The 18,374-nt window shown below is 61.8% G+C and carries 18 protein-coding genes and 1 tRNA gene; 10 read left to right on the forward strand and 9 right to left on the reverse strand.

Annotation, left to right across the window (positions count from 1 at the left end):
• Positions 1-117: 117 nt before the first annotated feature.
• The 3 genes from CLU94_RS19025 (at position 118) to CLU94_RS19035 (ending at position 3,094) form a co-directional block, all read left to right on the forward strand.
• Positions 118-810, forward strand: a complete 693-nt coding sequence (locus tag CLU94_RS19025; protein WP_257218874.1) for a hypothetical protein — start codon at positions 118-120, stop codon at positions 808-810.
• Between the two features lie 104 nt (positions 811-914).
• Positions 915-1,646: a BON domain-containing protein gene (locus CLU94_RS19030; protein WP_099666781.1), complete on the forward strand. Its 732-nt coding sequence runs from the start codon at positions 915-917 to the stop codon at positions 1,644-1,646.
• 155 nt (positions 1,647-1,801) lie between these two features.
• The gene (locus CLU94_RS19035) at positions 1,802-3,094 is read left to right on the forward strand and encodes an MFS transporter (protein WP_099666782.1); all 1,293 of its coding nucleotides are present in this window, start codon (positions 1,802-1,804) and stop codon (positions 3,092-3,094) included.
• A 61-nt stretch (positions 3,095-3,155) separates the two neighbouring features.
• Here the strand turns inward: CLU94_RS19035 and CLU94_RS19040 are convergent, their stop codons facing one another.
• Positions 3,156-5,318, reverse strand: coding sequence for an alpha/beta hydrolase family protein (locus tag CLU94_RS19040; protein WP_099666783.1), 2,163 nt, complete (start codon positions 5,316-5,318; stop codon positions 3,156-3,158).
• Positions 5,319-5,492: 174 nt separating this feature from the next.
• On the opposite strand from CLU94_RS19040, the gene CLU94_RS28535 reads away from it, so the two are divergent.
• Positions 5,493-6,539 (forward strand): lysozyme inhibitor LprI family protein, encoded by a 1,047-nt coding sequence (locus CLU94_RS28535; protein WP_218965308.1) that lies wholly within the window; start codon positions 5,493-5,495, stop codon positions 6,537-6,539.
• 39 nt (positions 6,540-6,578) lie between these two features.
• Entirely contained in the window at positions 6,579-7,046 is a 468-nt protein-coding gene (locus tag CLU94_RS19050) for a hypothetical protein (RefSeq protein ID WP_143451479.1), read from the forward strand.
• Between the two features lies 1 nt (position 7,047).
• On the opposite strand, the gene CLU94_RS19055 is transcribed toward CLU94_RS19050, so the two are convergent.
• The 5 genes from CLU94_RS19055 to CLU94_RS19075 all read right to left on the reverse strand — a co-directional run bounded on the left by CLU94_RS19055 (position 7,048) and on the right by CLU94_RS19075 (position 11,017).
• The gene (locus tag CLU94_RS19055) at positions 7,048-7,446 is read right to left on the reverse strand and encodes a hypothetical protein (RefSeq protein WP_099666786.1); all 399 of its coding nucleotides are present in this window, start codon (positions 7,444-7,446) and stop codon (positions 7,048-7,050) included.
• 102 nt (positions 7,447-7,548) lie between these two features.
• Positions 7,549-7,624: transfer RNA gene (locus tag CLU94_RS19060), tRNA-Lys, on the reverse strand.
• 67 nt (positions 7,625-7,691) lie between these two features.
• A complete protein-coding gene (locus CLU94_RS19065; RefSeq protein ID WP_180278705.1) occupies positions 7,692-9,446 on the reverse strand; it encodes a GspE/PulE family protein in 1,755 nt (584 codons plus the stop codon).
• A 47-nt stretch (positions 9,447-9,493) separates the two neighbouring features.
• Positions 9,494-10,282 carry a spermidine synthase gene (locus tag CLU94_RS19070; protein ID WP_099666787.1) on the reverse strand — a complete coding sequence of 263 codons (789 nt, stop codon included), beginning with the start codon at positions 10,280-10,282 and terminating at the stop codon, positions 9,494-9,496.
• Positions 10,283-10,504: 222 nt separating this feature from the next.
• Positions 10,505-11,017 carry a glycine zipper 2TM domain-containing protein gene (locus CLU94_RS19075; protein WP_034785134.1) on the reverse strand — a complete coding sequence of 171 codons (513 nt, stop codon included), beginning with the start codon at positions 11,015-11,017 and terminating at the stop codon, positions 10,505-10,507.
• Positions 11,018-11,418: 401 nt separating this feature from the next.
• Here CLU94_RS19075 and CLU94_RS19080 point away from each other — a divergent pair, with 401 nt between their 5' ends.
• From CLU94_RS19080 to CLU94_RS19100, 5 genes are all read left to right on the forward strand, one after another.
• Positions 11,419-11,817, forward strand: a complete 399-nt coding sequence (locus CLU94_RS19080) for a barstar family protein (RefSeq protein WP_034747450.1) — start codon at positions 11,419-11,421, stop codon at positions 11,815-11,817.
• Positions 11,818-11,973: 156 nt separating this feature from the next.
• Positions 11,974-12,582 (forward strand): phosphoribosylglycinamide formyltransferase, encoded by a 609-nt coding sequence (purN, locus tag CLU94_RS19085; protein ID WP_099666788.1) that lies wholly within the window; start codon positions 11,974-11,976, stop codon positions 12,580-12,582.
• 21 nt (positions 12,583-12,603) lie between these two features.
• Positions 12,604-13,923: an RsmB/NOP family class I SAM-dependent RNA methyltransferase gene (locus tag CLU94_RS19090; protein WP_099666789.1), complete on the forward strand. Its 1,320-nt coding sequence runs from the start codon at positions 12,604-12,606 to the stop codon at positions 13,921-13,923.
• Positions 13,924-14,052: 129 nt separating this feature from the next.
• On the forward strand, positions 14,053-15,411 hold the full coding sequence (locus CLU94_RS19095; RefSeq protein ID WP_099666790.1) for a mechanosensitive ion channel family protein: 1,359 nt from the start codon (positions 14,053-14,055) through the stop codon (positions 15,409-15,411).
• Positions 15,412-15,583: 172 nt separating this feature from the next.
• Positions 15,584-16,753 carry a DesA family fatty acid desaturase gene (locus CLU94_RS19100; RefSeq protein ID WP_369811458.1) on the forward strand — a complete coding sequence of 390 codons (1,170 nt, stop codon included), beginning with the start codon at positions 15,584-15,586 and terminating at the stop codon, positions 16,751-16,753.
• Positions 16,754-16,893: 140 nt separating this feature from the next.
• Here CLU94_RS19100 and rpmG read toward each other — a convergent pair whose 3' ends face one another.
• The 3 genes from rpmG to radC all read right to left on the reverse strand — a co-directional run bounded on the left by rpmG (position 16,894) and on the right by radC (position 18,242).
• A complete protein-coding gene (gene rpmG / locus CLU94_RS19105; RefSeq protein WP_010400929.1) occupies positions 16,894-17,061 on the reverse strand; it encodes a 50S ribosomal protein L33 in 168 nt (55 codons plus the stop codon).
• Positions 17,062-17,083: 22 nt separating this feature from the next.
• Positions 17,084-17,320: a 50S ribosomal protein L28 gene (gene rpmB / locus CLU94_RS19110; protein ID WP_010400928.1), complete on the reverse strand. Its 237-nt coding sequence runs from the start codon at positions 17,318-17,320 to the stop codon at positions 17,084-17,086.
• Positions 17,321-17,567: 247 nt separating this feature from the next.
• Positions 17,568-18,242, reverse strand: a complete 675-nt coding sequence (gene radC, locus CLU94_RS19115) for a RadC family protein (protein ID WP_099666791.1) — start codon at positions 18,240-18,242, stop codon at positions 17,568-17,570.
• Positions 18,243-18,374 lie beyond the last annotated feature (132 nt).

Here is an 18,374-nt window from a genome sequence, read left to right on the forward strand (position 1 = left end):
GCCTTTGCGCCGGTTTTTTTTCGTCTTTATTTATGAAAAGTTGCCAGTTTTTCCTTGTGGAAATATCCGTGCCGCTTACCCTGCAATGGTTGCTGCCCCATTTGTCCTGTCGACCCCATGCCCAATCCGCTCTTGCTGATGAGCTTGCTCATCGCCCTATCTCCTTTGCCCGCCGTGGCTGCCGCCAGTCTCACGGATCTGGAAACCCGCTGGCTGCAGGCGGGCCAGCCCGTGATCGCGTTTGCGCGGGCGCAAGGTTTGCCCATCGATATCATCGTGCAGCCGCAGGAGGCGCCCGGCGCCGTGCCGCTGGCGCTGGGCTACGAAGCCGGGCGCTGCAAGCTGGTGCTGTCCTTGCGCGGCAATGCCATGGCTGATACCGTCCTGCAGGGCGTGCCGCCCGCGCGCCATGGCGCGATGATCGAAGCGATGACGGCGCATGAGATCGGCCATTGCCAGCGCTACGCGCAGGGCGACTGGCATGCCTTGCCGCGCGGCTTTGTCGAACCACGCAGCATGCAGCGCGGCAAGCTCACACCGCTGGCGCAGGAGCTGCGCGAGACGCGCCGCGAAGAGGGCTATGCGGATCTGGTGGCCCTGGCCTGGATGCATGCACGCCACCCCGGGCAGTACCAGGAGGTGCTGGCCTGGATGCGCGGCGTGCGCGCGGCTGGCGAGGCCGCGGATGGTTCGCACGCCACGCAGGCATGGCTGGCGCTGGCCGATGGCGCGGGAGTTTTTGATGAGTCTGTTTCACCATTTGAACAGGCGCAAGTATTGTGGCGGAAGGGCTTGAGCGGCGACAAATAAACATGATTTTTCCCGCGGATGGCCTGTCAGCGTGTGCTGTCGCACGGAGCTTTGCGTCCGGCAGGGGTCTAATCTGGGCATCAATTAACCAGAGAGGAACCATCATGAACAAAATGATCGCACTCATGCTGGCCGCCAGTGCCAGCGCCCTGCTTGCCGCCACGCCCGCGTATGCGCAGGATGCCTCATACAAGAGTTTGACGGACAAGGCTTCAAATGATTACAAGCAGGCCAAGGCCGCCTGCGACAGCCATAGCGGCAACGCGAAAAAAGTCTGCGTGGAAGAAGCCAGGGTGGCGCGCGCCAAGGCCGATTCGGATGCCGTGGCCCAGTACCGCAACACGCCGCGCGAGCTGGGCAAGGCCCGCAAGGACGTCGCCAATGCCGAGTATGACCTGGCCAGGGCCAAGTGCGGCGACCGCACTGGCGCGGATAAAACCACGTGCATGAACGATGCCAAGGCGGCGAAAACGGCGGCCCTGGCCGATGCGAAAACGGGCGCCAGGGCCGGTACCAATGTGGCGCAAAATCCGCCCGCCACGACGAAGGAAAATTGCGACGCCATGGATGCGACGGCCAAGGCCGCCTGCGTGACGCGCAACGCGGCCGGCAGCACGAAGACGGCCGTGGCCGACTCCGTCATCACCACCAAGATCAAGGCCGACCTCGTCAAGGACAATGACTTGAAAGCGCTCGATGTGCACGTGGAAACGGTGAACGGCGTCGTCATGCTCAGCGGCTTCGTGCCTTCCCAGGCGCAAGTGAAAAAAGCGGCCGACCTGGCCCGTGGCGTGGAAGGCGTGACGGATGTGAAGAATGGCTTGAAAGTGAAGTAAGCGCATTTTGCACAGGCGTTAAAGCCAGGACTGGAGCCGCACGCAACAGTGCAGCTCCAGCTTTTTTTGATTGTATAAATTACGATCATAATATAACATGGGAAAAAACCCGCCAGCAGGCGGCGCTGGGCTAACTCTTTTCTCATGGGGACTGCATGCTTTCCTATCCTTTTTCGCAATGGCTGGAGCGGCGCGGCGTGCACTTTGCCTGGGTCATCGTCGCCATCACTTTTCTCACGGCATTAACCTCGTCGGCCGCGCTGGGCTTGCCGGGCGCGCTGATGCAACCCTTGAGCCGAGAATTCGGCTGGGATGCGGAGCAGATTTCCTCGGCCCTGGCCGTGCGCTTCGTGCTGTTCGGTTTGATGGGCCCGTTTGCCGCCATCCTGATGGAGCGCTTCGGCTTGCGCAATATCATTTGCGTGGCCCTGGGCCTGATCGCCGCCGGCATGCTGCTGGCCACGCGCATGACGCAGTTCTGGCACCTGGTGGCCCTGTGGGGCATCTTGCTGGGGTTGGGTTCGGGCATGACGGCGCTGGTCTTGAGCGCCGTGGTGGCGAACCGCTGGTTCGAGACGCACCGGGGCCTGGTGGTGGGCGTGCTGACGGCCAGCTCGGCCACGGGCCAGCTGCTGTTCCTGCCCGTGGGCGCCTGGCTGATCGAGCACTACGGCTGGCGCACGGCCGTCATGCCCGTGTTTGCCGCCTGCGCCATCGTCGCCGTGCTGGCCTTCCTGTGCATGCGCAACCGTCCGCAGGATGTGGCCTTGCGTCCATATGGCGCCGATCCGGCCACGCCGCTGGCGCCACCGCCAGCAGCGAAGATGACGTTTGCCACGCCCTTTTTGATCTTGCGCAGTGTTGCCGCGAATCGCACCTTCTGGATCCTGTTCGGCACCTTCTTCATCTGTGGCCTCAGCACCAACGGCTTGATCCAGACGCATTTCATTTCCCTGTGCGGCGACTCGGGCCTGTCCGCCGTGCCGGCCGCGTCCGTGCTGGCCATGATGGGCGCCTTCGACCTGTTCGGCACCATCCTGTCCGGCTGGCTGTCGGACCGCTACGACAACCGGAAATTGCTGTTCTGGTACTACGGCTTGCGGGGCTTGTCGCTGTTCTGGCTGCCGTATTCGGAATTCACCTTGTACGGCCTGTCGCTGTTTGCCATGTTCTACGGCCTGGACTGGATCGCCACCGTGCCGCCCACCGTCAAATTGGTGGGGGCCACGTTTGGCCGGGAGCGGGCGGGCATGGTGTTCGGCTGGATCTTCGCCGGCCACCAGCTTGGGGCCGCCGTGGCCGCGTATGGGGCGGGCCGTATCCGCACCCTGATGCTGACCTACAACCCGGCCCTGTTCGCGGCCGGCGCCGCCTGCCTCGTCGCCGCGCTGATGGTGCTGGCGATCCAGCGGCAGAAGGCGGCCGTGGCCTCCGCCCAGCTCGCATGAAAAAAACCAGGCCCGCGCGTGCGGAGCCTGGCTTTTTCATTTTTCAAGAACGTTTCAGGACTTATTTGAGGTACTTGGCCAGCCAGCCTTCCAGTTCGCTGTAGAAGAAACGGCTGTTCTCGCCCTTCAAAATCCAGTGGTTTTCGTCCGGGAACACGAGCAGTTTCGCCGGCACGTTCAGGCGTTGTTGCACGGCAAAGTTCATCAAGGCATTGTTGGCCGGCACGCGATAGTCGAGCTCGCCCACGGTGATCAGGATCGGCGTGGTAAAGCCCGTGCCTTTTTCGTGGTTGCCCGCTTGCATGACGGGGCTTTGGTCGCGCCACACGGGCAGGTTCGACCAGACGGGGCCGCCTGCATTCGTTTCACGGCCGAAACCTCCGTCGCTGGTGCCCCACTGCATGATCAGGTCCATTTCGCCCGCGTGCGAGACGATGGCCTTGTAGCGCGTGGTGGTCGCCTGCAGCCAGTTGGCCAGGTGGCCGCCATAGCTGGCGCCGCCGGCGGCCAGTTTCGTGCCGTCGATGAATGGATATTTCTTGATGGCTTCATCGACGCCTTGGTTGACTTCGTCGCCCGGGCCCTTCAATGGGTCGAATTGAATCGAGCGCGAGAATTCCTCGCCATAGCCGGTGGAACCCTTGTAGTCCGTCAGCAGCACGACATAGCCGGGCTTGGCCAATAAATGATAGTTCCAGCGCAGCACGAACTGGTCGCGCCACATGCTGGCCGCGCCGCCGTGGATGACGGTAAACAGCGGATATTTCTTGTTCGGGTCGAAATTGGCCGGCTTGACGAGCATATTGTGGATCTGGCGGCCGTCGGCCGTCGTGAACCAGAAGTGCTCGGGCGCCTGCCAGTCGATCTTATCTGCCTTGTCCGTGTTGAAAGCCGTCAGGCGCTTTGGCTGCTTGCCGTTGAAGGCATAGATTTCCGGCGGGTTGATGGCGGACTCCCACACGCCGACCAAGGCCTTGCCGCCGCTGCTCAGCGAGTTGATGGTGCCCGTAGGCAAGGATGGCTCTTCGCGCACGTCGCCGCCCCTGGCGTCGATCGAGTACAGCTTTTCCAGGCCCGCATGTTCATAGCTGAAGAGGACGCGCTTGCCGCCTTCGGGCAGCACGAAGCGGGAGATCGAACGGTCCAGCTTGGCCGTCAGGATGGTCGGTGCAGGGTTGCTCATCGGCCAGGCGAAGCTGGCCAGGCGCTTCACGTCATACACTTTACCGGGCGTTTGCGCGTCGCTGAGGGCGAACAGGGTCTTGCCGTCGGCGGCAAATTTCAGGGAACCGTAGCTATGTTTGTCCTGCGTCAAGCGCTGCGCTTCGCCGCCCGCCACGGGCAGCAGATACAGTTGCGAGTAGACGGCTTCGCGCTGGGCCGCATCGCGGTTGGTGGCGGCGTTGAAGACGACGGCTTTGCCGTCCGGCGTCCAGACGGCGTCCAGCGATTGTCCCTCGTCGCCCTGGCCGCCGCCAAAGCCCGGCAGAGTGACCAGTTGCGTGCCCGACAGGATGTCGCGCGGCGTGTTTTCACCTTTCGTATCAGGCTGCGCATCGACGATGAACAACCGCACCTGCTTGTCGGTCAGCCATTTGTCGAAATAGCGGGGCGCCGTCGTTTCATACGAACGGGCGCTGTATTTGCGCTCCTTGCGCTCTTTCGCGCTTTGCTTGACGTCGGCTTCCGTCTTGTTGCCTGGATAGATGTCGCTGATGAACAGCAATTGCTTGCCGTCCGGACTCCATTTCGGCATGCGCGCGCCCAGGGTGAGCGAGGTCAGGCGTTGCGCTTCGCCGCCGGCGGCCACGTCGAGGCGGTAAATCTGGCCCGCTTCATCGCCGTCGCGCTTGGCAACGAAGACCAGCTGGCGGCTGTCCGGCGACCAGGCCACGGCGCTTTCGCCCCCCTTGGAAGAGGTCAGGCGGCGCGCGGGGCTGTCGTCAAGCAAGGACTTGATCCACAGGTCGGACGATTGGTCTTGGCTAGAGTAGGCGCTGTCGACCACGGAAAACACGGCCCATCGCCCATCGGGGCTGGCGACGGGCGCGCCCACCCGTTTCATCAGCCACACGTCTTCATGCGTGATGGCGTGCCTGGCCTGCGTGGCGGCAACTGGGGTGGTGGCCTTGGTATCGGCGGCGTGGACGGTCGTTGCCAGCGAGGCGCAGGTCGCTGCGATCAGCAGCGAGCCGAGGGAACGGCGAAGACGGGGTGAGGTCATGGGCGTGGTCCGGAGTAGTGAAAAAAGTACAGCGGGCAACATTATTGCCCATCGTTTCCTGCACTGCCAAGGCTGTGTACCGTTACTTACCAGGCCGGCGCACGCATGGCGGACGGGTGGGGCGTATCCGATCAGTTAAACTTGCCGCTTTACTCACGCTGGCGACGATTCAACATGAAAATTAGTCTACCTTTATTGAAAACGCTATTGCTGGGCGCAAACTGCCTGCTGGTCGCCCCGGTTTTTGCCGCTGCCGCCGCACCGTACCCGAATACCAGCGCCATGGGCGTGGGTCACGCGGAAAGCACGGCCTGGTATGCGGCTTGCCTGAAGGTCAAGGATGCGGCGCCGCCGCCCGCCGACTTGCCGGCGCCGTCCGCCGTGGCGTCGCTGCAGCAATGCCAGGCAACGGACCTGTATTACGATACCAAGAGTATGTCCTCGCCCAAGCCGGCCGACTGGCGTCCCGCGCGCCATTGCGCCATGGCCACGCAGAACAGCGCCGTGCTGATGATGCTGTACCAGAATGGGCAGGGCGTGCAGAAAGACCCGTTGCTGGCGCTGAAGTATGCGTGCAGCATCGATGCGGCGCCGGCCGAGATGCGGGGGCGCATCGAGCACTTGCAGCAGATCAATGCCAGCGGACGCGGCATGATCGACCTGTGCGACGACATCACGAGCGGCTACATGATGGGCGTGTGCAGCGCCATCGATGCGCGGCAAAAGCAGCGCGTGCGCGCGCAGGCGACAGATAAGGTCAGTGCGGCCATGCCGGCCGTGGCGCAAGCGTCGCTGCAAAAGCTGCAGGCGGCGGCAAGCAAGTTTGCCGATGCGCGCGCGGCGAATGAAACGGACTTGAGCGGCACGGCGCGCGCCGCCCTGAGCATCGCCGCCCGCACGGCCGAGCTCGACCAGCTGGCGCACGATCTGCGCGAGTATGAAGCGGGCAAGTTGCCAGAAAGCATGTCCAAGGAACAGGCGGCGGCGCTCGACAAGGAACTCAACGCCATCTACGGCAAGCTCATGAAAAAGCCGGCGGAAACCCATGCGGGCGCCGTGGGCAAGGATGGCATCCGCGCCACCCAGCGCCTGTGGCTGGCGTACCGCGACGCCTGGATGAATTTTGGCGCCGTGCGCTATCCATCCGTGACGAGCGAGACCTGGGCCGGCCGGCTGACGTCGCGGCGCAATGTGCAACTGCAAGATTTGCTGGGGAATTGAGCCATGCGGGAAGCGTACTACCACGAAGACGATTTTTGCATGATCGAACTGTTGCCGCTGGATAATTTACAGCATTGTCTGACGCAGATGGGCGAGCAGCAGGCGTTCGCCGACGCGCACCGCAGCGGCGCCGGCTGGACGGACATGTACGTGCCCGAGGCGCCGCCGTCGCCGCTGCGCGCGCTGGGCCTCACGGCGGACCAGCTGCGCCTGGCGCTGGCCGATGCCTTGCCGCCCTACGACGCCGTCTACACGGGCTACAGCAGTTACCGGGTGGAATGCAAGAATGTGCGGGCCTTTGGCAGCGACAAGACGGAGACTTTGTTCGCAGGCCTGGACGACAAGGGCATCGTGTGCGACCTGTGGTGCAGCGATGGCATGCCCGGGCTGTTGCTGCTGCCCTTGAAGGAACGGTTGCTGCTGGCCGACTGGGGCGCGGGGTTTGCGTGCCCGCTGGCCGATGGGGAACTGTTCGCCCGTTATCTGCAGGAATACGAACTCGACTGATTTATTCGCAGGCGATGGCGTTCGGTTGCGCCACTTTGACGACCGACGCCAGGCGCGCCATGTCGTTGCCGTCGCCTTGCTCCACATATGGTTGATACGTATCAATGACGATGCGCGCACGCGCCTGCCAACCGCAATTGTCGGCCTGGCGCGCGGGTACGCGCAGCAGGCGCCGCGCCTCGCCATCGTTGCTGAAACAAAACCACGCATCGTGCGTGGCGGCAGGCCGGGGCAAACGGCCCCACTGCGCCTTGTCGGGCGCGAAGCAGACGCGGTTGCCGATGATCTCCAGGCTCATCTCGTCCGTGCGCGCGCTGTACTGGCCGTCGAGCACGATGGGCGTTTGCGCCTGCGCGGACAGGCAGGTACAGGCCAGGAGGAGGGCGACGGCAAGTTTCATGTGTTGCTTTCAGGGCTGGCAAGACGAAGGGCCAGTATAACCGGAGGCTGGAAACGAAAAAAGCCAATCCCGGAGGATTGGCTTTTTAGTACTGCGCATTCGTGGTAGGCCGTGCGGGATTCGAACCTGCGACCAACGGATTAAAAGTCCGCTGCTCTACCAGCTGAGCTAACGACCCGAAAGAGGCCGCATTATATATCAGTTGAAAAAGAATGCAAAGCATTCCTGCGAGAAAGTACTGAGGCTCACGGCAGGGCCGCCGTGAGCTTCAGCACTTCGTCGAGACTGGTCGTGCCATCGATGATCTTGCGCGCGCCGGCGATGCGCAGCGGCGTCATGCCGTCCAGCAGGCTCTGGCGGCGCAGCGCGTGCAGGTCGGCCCCCGCCTTGACCAGCTGGCCGAACGTTTCCGTCACGCCCAGCAGTTCATAGATGCCGGCCCGCCCCAGGTAGCCGCTGTGCCGGCACAGGGCGCAGCCGACGGGGCGGTACGCTGCGGCCGGCCGTTCCAGCTGGCCGCCCGTCAGGCGCTGCCAGGCAGCGGCGCCGGGGGCGGCGTCCAGCTGCTTGCAGGCCGCGCACAGGCAGCGCAACAGGCGCTGCGCCAGCACGCCGGCCAGGCACGCTTCCAGCAGATAGGCGGGCAAGCCCAGTTCCAGCAGGCGCATGACGGCCGAGGGCGCGTCATTGGTGTGCAGGGTCGACAGCACCAGGTGCCCCGTCAGCGCCGCCTGGATGGCCATCTCGGCCGTGGCCAGGTCGCGGATCTCGCCCACCATGATGATGTCGGGATCTTGCCGCATCAGCGCCCGCACGCCATCGGCAAACGACAGTTCGATGCCGGCCTGGGTTTGCACCTGCATCTGGTTGAAGGCCGGTTCGACCATTTCGATGGGGTCTTCCACCGTGCACACATTGACTTCGCTGCCGGCCAGCGCCTTCAGGGTGCTGTACAGGGTGCAGGTCTTGCCCGAGCCGGTCGGGCCCGTCACCAGCACGATGCCGTGCGTGCGCGCCGTCAGCTGGCGCCAGCGTTCGGCGTCCGCGGGTGGGAAGCCCAGCTCGGCCAGGCTCTTGACGGCCACTTCCGGGTCGAAGATGCGCATGACGAGCTTTTCGCCGAAGGCCGTGGGCAAGGTCGACAAACGCAGCTCGATTTCCTGGCCCTGCGCATTGCGCGTCTTGATGCGGCCATCCTGGGGGCGGCGCTTTTCCACCACGTCCATGCGCCCGAGCAACTTGATGCGCGCCGTCATGGCCAGCAAGACCACGGGCGGCAGCTGGTAGGCCTGGTGCAGGCGGCCGTCGATGCGCAGGCGCACGAGGCCCGCGTCGCGCTTCGGTTCCAGATGGATGTCGGAGGCGCGCTGGGCAAACGCGTATTGCCACAGCCAGTCGACGATGCGCACCACGTGCTGGTCGTTGGCGTCCAGGTTACCCTTGTTGCGCCCCAGTTCCACCAGTTGTTCGACATTCTGGCGCAGCGCCAGGTCTTGCGTGGAGGCTTGCCGGGCCACCTTGACGGAACTGGCCAGGCTGAAAAATTGCGCGATGGCATCGGCGATGTGCAGCGGATTGGCGATGACCAGGCTCAGCTTGCGCGGCGCCAGCTTGCCCAGCTGTGCCTGCCAAGCGAGCGCGTACGGCTGGGCCGTGGCGATGACGATGCGCTCCGGCGTGCTTTCCACGGGCAGGATGTTGAAGCGGGCCGCATAGCCGGCCGTCATGACGTCGGCCACCTGGCTGAAATCGATGTGCAGGGGATCGATGCGCACATACGGCAGGCTTGCGCGTTGCGCCAGCCAGGCGCACAGGGTGTCGAGCGTCAGCGCGCCGTGGGCGATGCTGCACAGCGGATGCAGGGCCGGCGCCGGCAGCAGGGCGGCCTGGGCGCCGATGGCGGCCGCTTGCGCCGCGTCGAGCAAGCCGTCTTCCTGCAGCCAGGCCAGCAGTTGCGACAGTTGCAGCGGCGTATCGGGAGAAGGAGGGGATGCGGGCATGGCCGGCGCCTTTCCGGGCTGCCGGCCTTGCCTGGACTTGCCGGCGGTTACAGGGTGCTGACGATGCCCTTGACCCAGGACTTGGCGGGCAGCTTGGTCTCGGCGACGATCTGCTTGGCGCGCTCGAGCAGGGCGGCTTGCGCTTCGGCATCGAGTGCCACTTTCGTCTTGAAAGCGATGGCCACCACGTTCCCATCATGGACTTCCGGCAGGCAGATCACCTGTTCGAACGCAAACTTCATCGCCTTGATGTTCTTTGCATAGCTGGGGTGGTCGCCAAACAGGTTGACCGTCATGATGCCGTGCGGCGCCAGGCAGGCGCAGCAGGCGGAATAGAACTCGGCGCTGTCGAGCACGGGACCGCGCGCCGTGGCGTCGTACAAGTCCACTTGCAGGGCGTCCAGGCTGCCATGGTTGGCCTCATCGTTGACGTAGTCGAGCGCATCCATCTCGCGCACGTGCAGGCGCTCGTCGTTGGGCGGCAGCTTGAACATCGAGGCGCAGATGGTGATGACGGACGGGTTCAGTTCGATGGCCTCGACCTGTGCCTGCGGGAACTGGCGGTAGCAGAACTTGGTCAGCGCGGCCGTGCCCAGGCCCAGCTGGGCGAGGCGCTGCGGCTGTTCGATCCACAGCATCCACGCCATCATCTGCTGCGCGTATTCGAGTTCCGGCCAGTCCGGCTTGCGGATGCGCATGGCGCCCTGCACCCATTCCGTGCCGAAATGCAGATAGCGCACGCCATCCATTTCCGACAGGGTGACAGGGGCGTAGCGTGGCTTGCGCGCAGGGCGCGAGGATTCGACTTGTTCGATGGATTTTCGTTTGATAAGCATAAGGCGGCCTGAAAGTGTGCCGCATTATAGCCCGTGCCGGGGCGCCATAAAAAATGCCAGCCCCATGAGAAAGACATGGGGCCGGCATTTTAGTACTGAGTAACAACGCTTGACAGAAGCGTCGCGAGCGGAAGGCAGAGGTGGCCGAGAAGCGCAACCGTACTCCAGTACGGTGAGCATCGCAGGCCACCTATGCCGACGCGCAGCAGCTTATGTCAGGCGTTACTGTTGCGCAGGCTCGATGGAGACGCGCAAACGGATGCGTTCGCCCGGATCGTAGGACATGATGCTCGTGTAGTTGCGGCCGCGGTAGTCGTAGGTGACCTGGTAGCCATTGTTGCGCGATTCCCAGTGGTCGACCTGACGGCATTGCTTGACGGCTTGTTCCTGCATGCCGCCCTGGTAGTTGTTCTGGTTGTCGACACGGTCGCCGACGACGGCGCCGGCAATCGCGCCAGCGGCTGCCGCAGCCGTGCGGCCATTGCCGCCGCCGACCTGGCTGCCGAGCAGGGCGCCGGCGATACCGCCGACGATGGAGCCGCCAGCGCTGCGCTGTTGCGGCGGTGCCTGGACTTGCACGTATTCCGTACGGCATTCCTGGCGTGGACGATTGATCTGTTCCACTTGCGGCACGACGCGCACGACCTTGCCGAAATCTTCAAAGTCGGCGGCCTGGGCGAGTGGCAATGCACCGATACAAAGGGCTGACATCATCAATTTGGCTTGCAAGTTCATTTGTAACCTCGTTATCTAGAGAATCTTTCAGGGTATTTTTTACAACTTGGGGCTATAGTAATCCCGCCGGGCGGCGACAAGTGTTTCGCGTGGCAACAAAATGTAACAGCCCAAGCCCCTTGCCCCACAGTCTGTAACATGCACTTTCAATCGATACAAGATGTTGAAGTGACTTGAAACCAGCGGTTTGTAACAAATCTTGCGTTTGACATCATATTCGGGTTGATTCATGCAGGACAACACGTTACCCTAATACGCGTATGGCTTATATAAAATCGCACTGAATCGCATAAAAGTTGATACAGATCGAATCACCGCGTGCGCATTGACCCGCGTGCGGGGATGCAATAAGAAGAGCAGCTAGAAGATATCCATACATAACAGGTCGATTTGAGGGAAAAATGAGTTTGTTACTAACCGTGCCGCCCAACCTTGTCCAGTCCATCCGTGCCTTTCGCGTGACCGAATTACAAGACGAGGCGATCCGTCTCGGGCAGCACTTTTTATATGCGCATTGCAACGCTGGACAGACCAAACAACAAGTCATCGGCATTATTGCAGAAGCATTCCTGTTTCCGAAGAACCTGGCGAAGAATTTCGACGCCCTGCGCCTGTGCCTGACGGATACCATGTTCAAGGCGGGCACGCAAACGGGCTTCCTGGTGGTGCTCGAGCAATTGCCAAATACGCAAAAATTCGACAAGGAAGCGCGCGAGATCCTGCTCGACGTGTTCCGCGACGCGGCCGACTACTGGGCCGAGAAGAAAGTCCCGTTCCGCGTCTTCTATTCGTTTGAGTAAATACTTACTCTTGCCGCAGCGCCCTCAAGCGGGCCTCCGGCGCAGGTGAAAACCGGCATCGCCGGGCGGCTGCGGCGCGCCGGCGCTCATGTTGCGCCGCAACAATAATACCGGCCTTTCTAGATTCGCATCGCCATAGCGGGTACAATGCGCGCTATGAAAAATATCGTTATCCTCATTTCCGGACGCGGCAGCAACATGGAAGCGGTCGTCCGCGCGGCGCAAGCCGAGCAATGGCCAGCCCGTATTGCCGCCGTCATCAGTAACCGGGCCGATGCCCAGGGACTGGTTTTTGCCGCGGAACACGGGATAGCGACGGCAGTCGTTGCCAACAAGGATTATGCCAGCCGCGAACAGTTCGATGCGGCGCTGCAAGCCGTGATCGACGGCTTCGCCCCCGACCTGGTCGTGCTGGCCGGTTTCATGCGCATCCTGACGCCGCCCTTCGTCGAGCATTACGCGGGGCGCATGCTCAATATCCACCCGTCGCTGCTGCCGCTGTTCCCGGGCATGGCGACGCACCGCCAGGCGCTCGAGGCGGGCGTGACGGAACACGGCGCGACCGTGCATTTCGTGACTGCCGAGCTTGACCATGGCCCGGCCGTGGCGAGCGCGGTGGTGCCAGTCTTGCCAGGCGACACAGAAGACAGCTTATCGGCGCGCGTGCTGGTACAGGAACATCTGCTTTACCCGCGCGCCATCCGCCTGTTCATTGACGATAAACTGTCAGTCGAGCATGGCCAGGTCCGCGTGGACCCTCAATAAAATATTACAGGAAGAATAACAATGAGATTGCCACCAGCGATACTTGCCAATGCTGAAGAAGTATTGCGCGAAATTTTACGTTTCACGGCCCCGGCCGACACCACCCTGTCGCGCTATTTCCGCGACCATCCGCGCCTCGGTTCGCGCGAACGCGGCGCCATCGCCGAAGGCATTTATGCCGTCCTGCGCAACAAATCGTTCTTCACGGACTTCGCCGAAGCGGGCAGCGGCCCGACCATGCGCCGCCTGACCATCCTCGGCCTGGCCGAAGCCGTCGGCGCCGACTCCTTGGGCGGCCTGACGGAAGAAGAAGTGGAATGGCTGGAACGCATTACGCAGATCGACCGCAGCCTGATGCCGTCGAACATGCGCGCCAACATGCCGACCTGGCTGTTCGACAAGCTGATCGCCCAGTTCGGCGAAGCGGAAACCATGAAGCTGGCCGATGCGCTGAACGCGCCGGCGCCGCTGGACTTGCGCGTCAACTCGCTCAAGGCCACGCGCGACGACGTGATGCTGGCCCTGGCCGAAGCGCCTATCCTCAGCACGCCGACGCCGTACGCCCCGCTGGGCTTGCGCGTGATCAAGAAGCCATCGTTGCAAAACCTGCCATTGTTCCAGAGCGGCGCCATCGAAGTGCAGGATGAAGGCAGCCAGATCCTGTCGCAGATCGTCGGCGCCAAGCGCGGCGAGATGGTCGTCGATTTCTGTGCCGGCGCGGGCGGCAAGACCCTCGCATTGGGCGCGCTGATGCGCAACACGGGCCGTTTGTACGCGTTCGACGTGTCGGAAAAGCGTTTGGCCAAGCTGAAGCCGCGCATGGCCCGCAGCGGCCTGTCGAACGTGCATCCGGTGCAGATCGCGCATGAGCGCGATGCCAAGATCAAGCGCCTGGCTGGCAAGATCGACCGCGTGCTGGTCGACGCCCCATGCAGCGGCCTGGGCACCCTGCGCCGCAATCCGGACGTGAAATGGCGCCAGCAGCCGAACTCGATCGTGGAATTGCAAGCCAAGCAGGCAGCCATCCTGGCCGGCGCGGCGCGCCTGGTCAAGGGCGGCGGCCGCCTGGTGTACGCCACCTGCAGCTTCCTGAACGAAGAAAACGACTTTATCGCCGAGCAATTCCTGGCCGCCCATCCGGACTTCACCCTGGTACCGATGAGCAAGGTGCTGGCGGAACAGAAGATCGAGCTGGAAATGGGCGACTACCTGAAATTGTTGCCGCACCTGCACCAGACCGACGGCTTCTTCGCCGCCGTGTTCGAGCGCAAGGTCATGCCGAAAAAAGTCTACGCCGATGAAAAACCGGCCGACGACGCTGACGCTGAACAAGCCGAGTAAGCCTGTCACGGGCCGCCGCTGCACCTGGCAGTGGCGGTTTTCAATGCCGCCGGCCCGCCTGGCGGCATGGGCCTAGCCCCTCCGTATCACCTCCGTCCCACCCGTCTCACCTTCCGGACCGCATCCGCCATGAATGAAACCCCACTGCTGAATCTGATCACTGACTTTGTCGATGATTTCCGTCAACCGGCCATCCTGTGGCAGGCGCTGGTCATCGTCGCCTGCCTGGCGCTGAGCTGGCTGCTGGTGCGGCAGTTGCGCGTGTTCCTGCATCAGCGGGCGGAAGCGGCCACCGTGCCGGCCACGCCGGAAACCTTGCAGCGCACGGATAGTTTCATCCGCATCCTGACGCCCGTGCTGGCGGCCATGCTGCTGGGCATTGCGCAGCATTTCCTGGCCAAGTTCCAGTCCGTGAACCTGCTCAGTATTGCCATTCCCCTGTGCACGTCGATGGCGCTGGTGCGCTTCGGGTTTTATGTGCTGCGCCGCATTTTTGCCCGCCATGGCGACATCAGCCCGACCATGTTGCTGCTGGAGAAGATATTCACGGTGGTGGTGTGGGCCGGCATGGCCCTGTACATCACGGGCCTGTGGCCGGAATTGCACACCTTCCTGGAAAGCATCGTCGTGCCGCTGGGTCGCAACAAGGTGTCCGTGGCTGCCATCTTGCAAGCCGCTATTTCCGTGGCCGTGCTGCTGGTGCTGGCCATGTGGGCCGGTACCTCGCTCGACGAGCGCCTGATGAAAATGCAGGGCTTGCACACTTCCTTGCGCGTGGTGCTGTCGCGCATGGGGCGCGCCGTGCTGATCCTCGTTTCCGTACTGGTCAGCCTGTCGCTGGTGGGCATCGACCTGACGGTGCTGTCCGTGTTCGGCGGCGCCTTCGGCGTGGCGCTGGGCTTTGGCTTGCAAAAGATCGCCGCGAACTTCGTGTCCGGTTTCATCATTTTGCTGGACCGCAGCCTGACCATCGGCGACATGATTACGGTGGGTCAATTCACCGGCAAGGTCACGCAAATCAATACGCGCTATACTGTGTTATTGGGTGGCGATGGCGTTGAATCCATCGTGCCGAATGAAATGCTGATTTCCGGCGGCGTGCAGAACATGTCGCTGAGCAACCGCATGGTCTGGCTGTCGACGGCCGTGTCGGTGGGCTATGAAACGGATCTGGATGTCATCTTCCCCTTGCTGGAAGCGGCGACGGCCAAGGTGCCGCGTGTGTCGCAAAGCAATCCGCCATCGGCTACCCTCGTGCGTTTCGGCGCCGACGGCCTGGATGTGCAGATCGGCTTCTGGATCGCGGACCCGGAAAACGGCACCGGCGGCGTGAAGTCGAATGTGAACCGCGCCATCTGGCGCACCTTGCAGGAACATAAGGTCACTGTACCGTTTCCGCAACGCGAATTGCGTATTGTTGGTACGCCTCCTGCCCCGCTCGCCAGCGCGGCAGAGGGTGAGTCCGCCCCATCCGGCACCCAGCCTTAACCTCGCTGCCTGCCTCCGATTTTGCCTGACCGCACCCATTAGGGCGTACAATCACGCCTAAAATTAACTCTGCCGGACCTCCAGAGTCACTGGAGCGACCGTGCGCACGCCCTGTCCACTTGGAGTAGTAGTAATGACATTGAGTTCCGTTTTACACGACGTTTTGCAGTTCATGGCAACTGGCATTACCGATCTGTCCGCATGGCAAGTTTTCCTGTACACCATGGTGGTCACGCATATCACCATCGCCAGCGTCACGATTTACCTGCACCGCCACCAGGCCCACCGGGCGCTGGAATTGCATGCGATCCCCAGCCATTTCTTCCGTTTCTGGCTGTGGCTGACGACGGGCCAGGTGACCAAGGAATGGGCGGCCATCCACCGCAAGCACCACGCCAAGTGCGATACGGAAGAAGATCCGCACAGCCCCGTGACGCGCGGCATCAAGAAAGTCTTCTGGGAAGGCGCCGAGCTGTACCGCGCTGAATCGAAGAACATGGAAACCATGGCGAAATATGGCCACGGCACGCCGACGGACTGGATCGAGCGCAACCTGTACACCAAGTACAGCTGGCTGGGCGTGGTGTCGCTGTTCGTCATCAATTTCATCCTGTTCGGCGTGATCGGCATTTCCGTGTGGGCCGTGCAAATGATGTGGATCCCCATCACGGCGGCCGGCATCATCAACGGCATCGGCCACTACTGGGGCTACCGCAACTACGACTGCGCCGATGCGGCCACCAACATCATTCCGTTCGGCATCCTGATCGGCGGCGAAGAGTTGCACAACAATCACCATACCTATGCGACTTCGGCCAAGCTGTCGTCGAAATGGTATGAAATCGATATCGGCTGGGCGTACATCCGCGCGCTGGAAATGCTGGGCCTGGCCAAGGTGAAAAAGCTGGCGCCGGAGCCGAAGTTCTCGCACGGCAAGCTGGAAGCGGACTTCGAGACCTTGCAATCGGTCATCGCCAACCGCTACGATGTGATGGCCAAGTATGCGAAATCGATCAAGCATGCCTGGAAGGAAGAGCTGGAACACTTGAAGCACAAGGCGGAACTGGAAAAGCGCTTCCTGAAATCGTCGCGCAAGCTGATGCAGCGCGAGCCGGGCAAGCTGGCCGATGCGCACCACGAACAGCTGTCGGAATTGTTCCAGCACAGCAAGGCGCTGGAAACCATGCACCACATGCGCGTGGAGCTGGGTGCCATATGGGAACGCTCGCATTTTACGCGTGAGCAATTGCTGCAAAAGCTGCAAGACTGGTGCACGCGCGCCGAAGCGTCGGGCATCAAGTCGCTGCAAGATTTCTCCTTGCGCCTGCGCAGCTATGCCTGAGTAAGCTGTTGCGTCATATCAAGGCCCTGGTTTCCAGGGCCTTTTTTTCGTCCCGACACAAGGGGAGAACGGCGAGATGAAAATCAGGGCGAAAAAAAACCGCTCATCGGAGCGGCTCTTTTTACAGAACACAATATCAATTACTTGATTTTGGTTTCTTTGTACGTTACGTGCTTGCGTGCTTTAGGATCGAATTTCATGATCTCCATTTTCGCAGGCGTCGTACGCTTGTTTTTGGTGGTCGTGTAGAAGTGACCCGTACCGGCGGTCGATTCTAACTTGATTTTGTCGCGGCCTGATTTTGCCATGATAGCTCCCTTATTCTGCTAATTAGACTTTTTCGCCACGAGCGCGCATATCGACCAATACGGCGTCGATGCCGACTTTATCGATGACGCGCAGACCGGCGTTGGACAAACGCAGGGAGACCCAGCGGTTTTCAGATTCAACAAAAATACGACGATTCTGCAAGTTAGGCAAAAAACGACGTTTGGTTTTGTTGTTTGCATGGGAAACATTGTTGCCGACCATCGGCTTCTTCCCAGTGACTTGGCAAACACGTGCCATGGCGCACTCCTTAAAGATATTCCAAATTGGAAAAACGAGAGTATATCCAAAATAAGCCGATTTATCAATGACTTGCGAAAAACAATTGTGTCATGTTGTATTGAAATAATTTAACAATTTGACTTTTCCCCTTCTTCATAGGGGAAGGCACTGGTAAACAGCGCTGTTTACTGTTAGATAAGCGTCTCGCTGCAGTGACGTATGTCCTTGTTTACACATGGTTAACTGTCGCCTGGCCGGCCCCGGCCTAGATCTGGCCGTGTTCCGCGAACGAATGCACGTGCCGTCCGGCCACGACGAAATGGTCGAGGATGCGCACGTCCACCAGCGACAACGCTTGCACCAGCGCGCGCGTCAGCAATAGATCCGATTCGCTGGGCTCGGGCGCGCCGGACGGGTGGTTGTGCGCCAGCATGACGCTGGCCGCGTTGTGCAGCAGTGCCTGCTTGACGACTTCGCGCGGATATACGCTGGTGTGGGTGAGGGTGCCGCGAAACATTTCCTGGGTCGTGATCAGGCGGTTCTTGACGTCCAAAAACAACACGTGGAATGCTTCATGCGCCAGGTGGCCCAGGGTCAGGCGCAGGTAATCCTTGACGGCGTGCGGCGAATTGAGGGTCTGGCCCGCCTGCAAGTCTTCGATGATGGCGCGCCGCGCCAGTTCCAGCACTGCTTGCAACTGGGCAAATTTGGCGCTGCCCATGCCGTGCACGGCGGAAAAGCTCACGAGGCTGGCGCCAAACAGGCCCCGCAGCGAACCGAAGTGCTCGACCGTGTCGCGCGCCAGTTCCACGGCGCTCTTGCCGCGCACGCCCGTGCGCAGGAAGACGGCCAGCAATTCCGCGTCCGACAGCGATTGCGCGCCATCTTCGATCAGGCGTTCGCGCGGCCGTTCGCCGGCCGGCCAATCCTTGATGCCCATCTTGCCTCCCGTTCGCGCCCGGCTGGTCGTGGCGCCTGCCGATGATTGTCGCGCCTTCCCCGGGCGGCCATGCTGCGCTAGCTCGTCTTCATGGCGAATCCTATGAAAAAAACAAAAACCAAGATGCCCGGC

This window comes from Janthinobacterium sp. 13, from assembly GCF_002749695.1.
Classification (GTDB): Bacteria; Pseudomonadota; Gammaproteobacteria; order Burkholderiales; family Burkholderiaceae_D; genus Janthinobacterium; species Janthinobacterium kumbetense.

Bases quoted from the DNA above. Each gene is read 5' to 3' on its own strand.
- CLU94_RS19070 (WP_099666787.1), bottom strand. From the start codon at position 10,282: ATGCTTATCAAACGAAAATCCATCGAACAAGTCGAATCCTCGCGCCCT.
- CLU94_RS19030 (WP_099666781.1), top strand. From the start codon at position 915: ATGAACAAAATGATCGCACTCATGCTGGCCGCCAGTGCCAGCGCCCTG.
- radC (WP_099666791.1), bottom strand. From the start codon at position 18,242: ATGGGCATCAAGGATTGGCCGGCCGGCGAACGGCCGCGCGAACGCCTG.
- rpmB (WP_010400928.1), bottom strand. From the start codon at position 17,320: ATGGCACGTGTTTGCCAAGTCACTGGGAAGAAGCCGATGGTCGGCAAC.
- CLU94_RS19080 (WP_034747450.1), top strand. From the start codon at position 11,419: ATGAGTTTGTTACTAACCGTGCCGCCCAACCTTGTCCAGTCCATCCGT.
- CLU94_RS19040 (WP_099666783.1), bottom strand. From the start codon at position 5,318: ATGACCTCACCCCGTCTTCGCCGTTCCCTCGGCTCGCTGCTGATCGCA.
- CLU94_RS19095 (WP_099666790.1), top strand. From the start codon at position 14,053: ATGAATGAAACCCCACTGCTGAATCTGATCACTGACTTTGTCGATGAT.
- rpmG (WP_010400929.1), bottom strand. From the start codon at position 17,061: ATGGCAAAATCAGGCCGCGACAAAATCAAGTTAGAATCGACCGCCGGT.
- CLU94_RS19050 (WP_143451479.1), top strand. From the start codon at position 6,579: ATGATCGAACTGTTGCCGCTGGATAATTTACAGCATTGTCTGACGCAG.
- CLU94_RS19065 (WP_180278705.1), bottom strand. From the start codon at position 9,446: ATGCCCGCATCCCCTCCTTCTCCCGATACGCCGCTGCAACTGTCGCAA.
- CLU94_RS19075 (WP_034785134.1), bottom strand. From the start codon at position 11,017: ATGAACTTGCAAGCCAAATTGATGATGTCAGCCCTTTGTATCGGTGCA.
- CLU94_RS19100 (WP_369811458.1), top strand. From the start codon at position 15,584: ATGGCAACTGGCATTACCGATCTGTCCGCATGGCAAGTTTTCCTGTAC.
- CLU94_RS19035 (WP_099666782.1), top strand. From the start codon at position 1,802: ATGCTTTCCTATCCTTTTTCGCAATGGCTGGAGCGGCGCGGCGTGCAC.
- purN (WP_099666788.1), top strand. From the start codon at position 11,974: ATGAAAAATATCGTTATCCTCATTTCCGGACGCGGCAGCAACATGGAA.
- CLU94_RS19055 (WP_099666786.1), bottom strand. From the start codon at position 7,446: ATGAAACTTGCCGTCGCCCTCCTCCTGGCCTGTACCTGCCTGTCCGCG.
- CLU94_RS19025 (WP_257218874.1), top strand. From the start codon at position 118: ATGCCCAATCCGCTCTTGCTGATGAGCTTGCTCATCGCCCTATCTCCT.
- CLU94_RS28535 (WP_218965308.1), top strand. From the start codon at position 5,493: ATGAAAATTAGTCTACCTTTATTGAAAACGCTATTGCTGGGCGCAAAC.
- CLU94_RS19090 (WP_099666789.1), top strand. From the start codon at position 12,604: ATGAGATTGCCACCAGCGATACTTGCCAATGCTGAAGAAGTATTGCGC.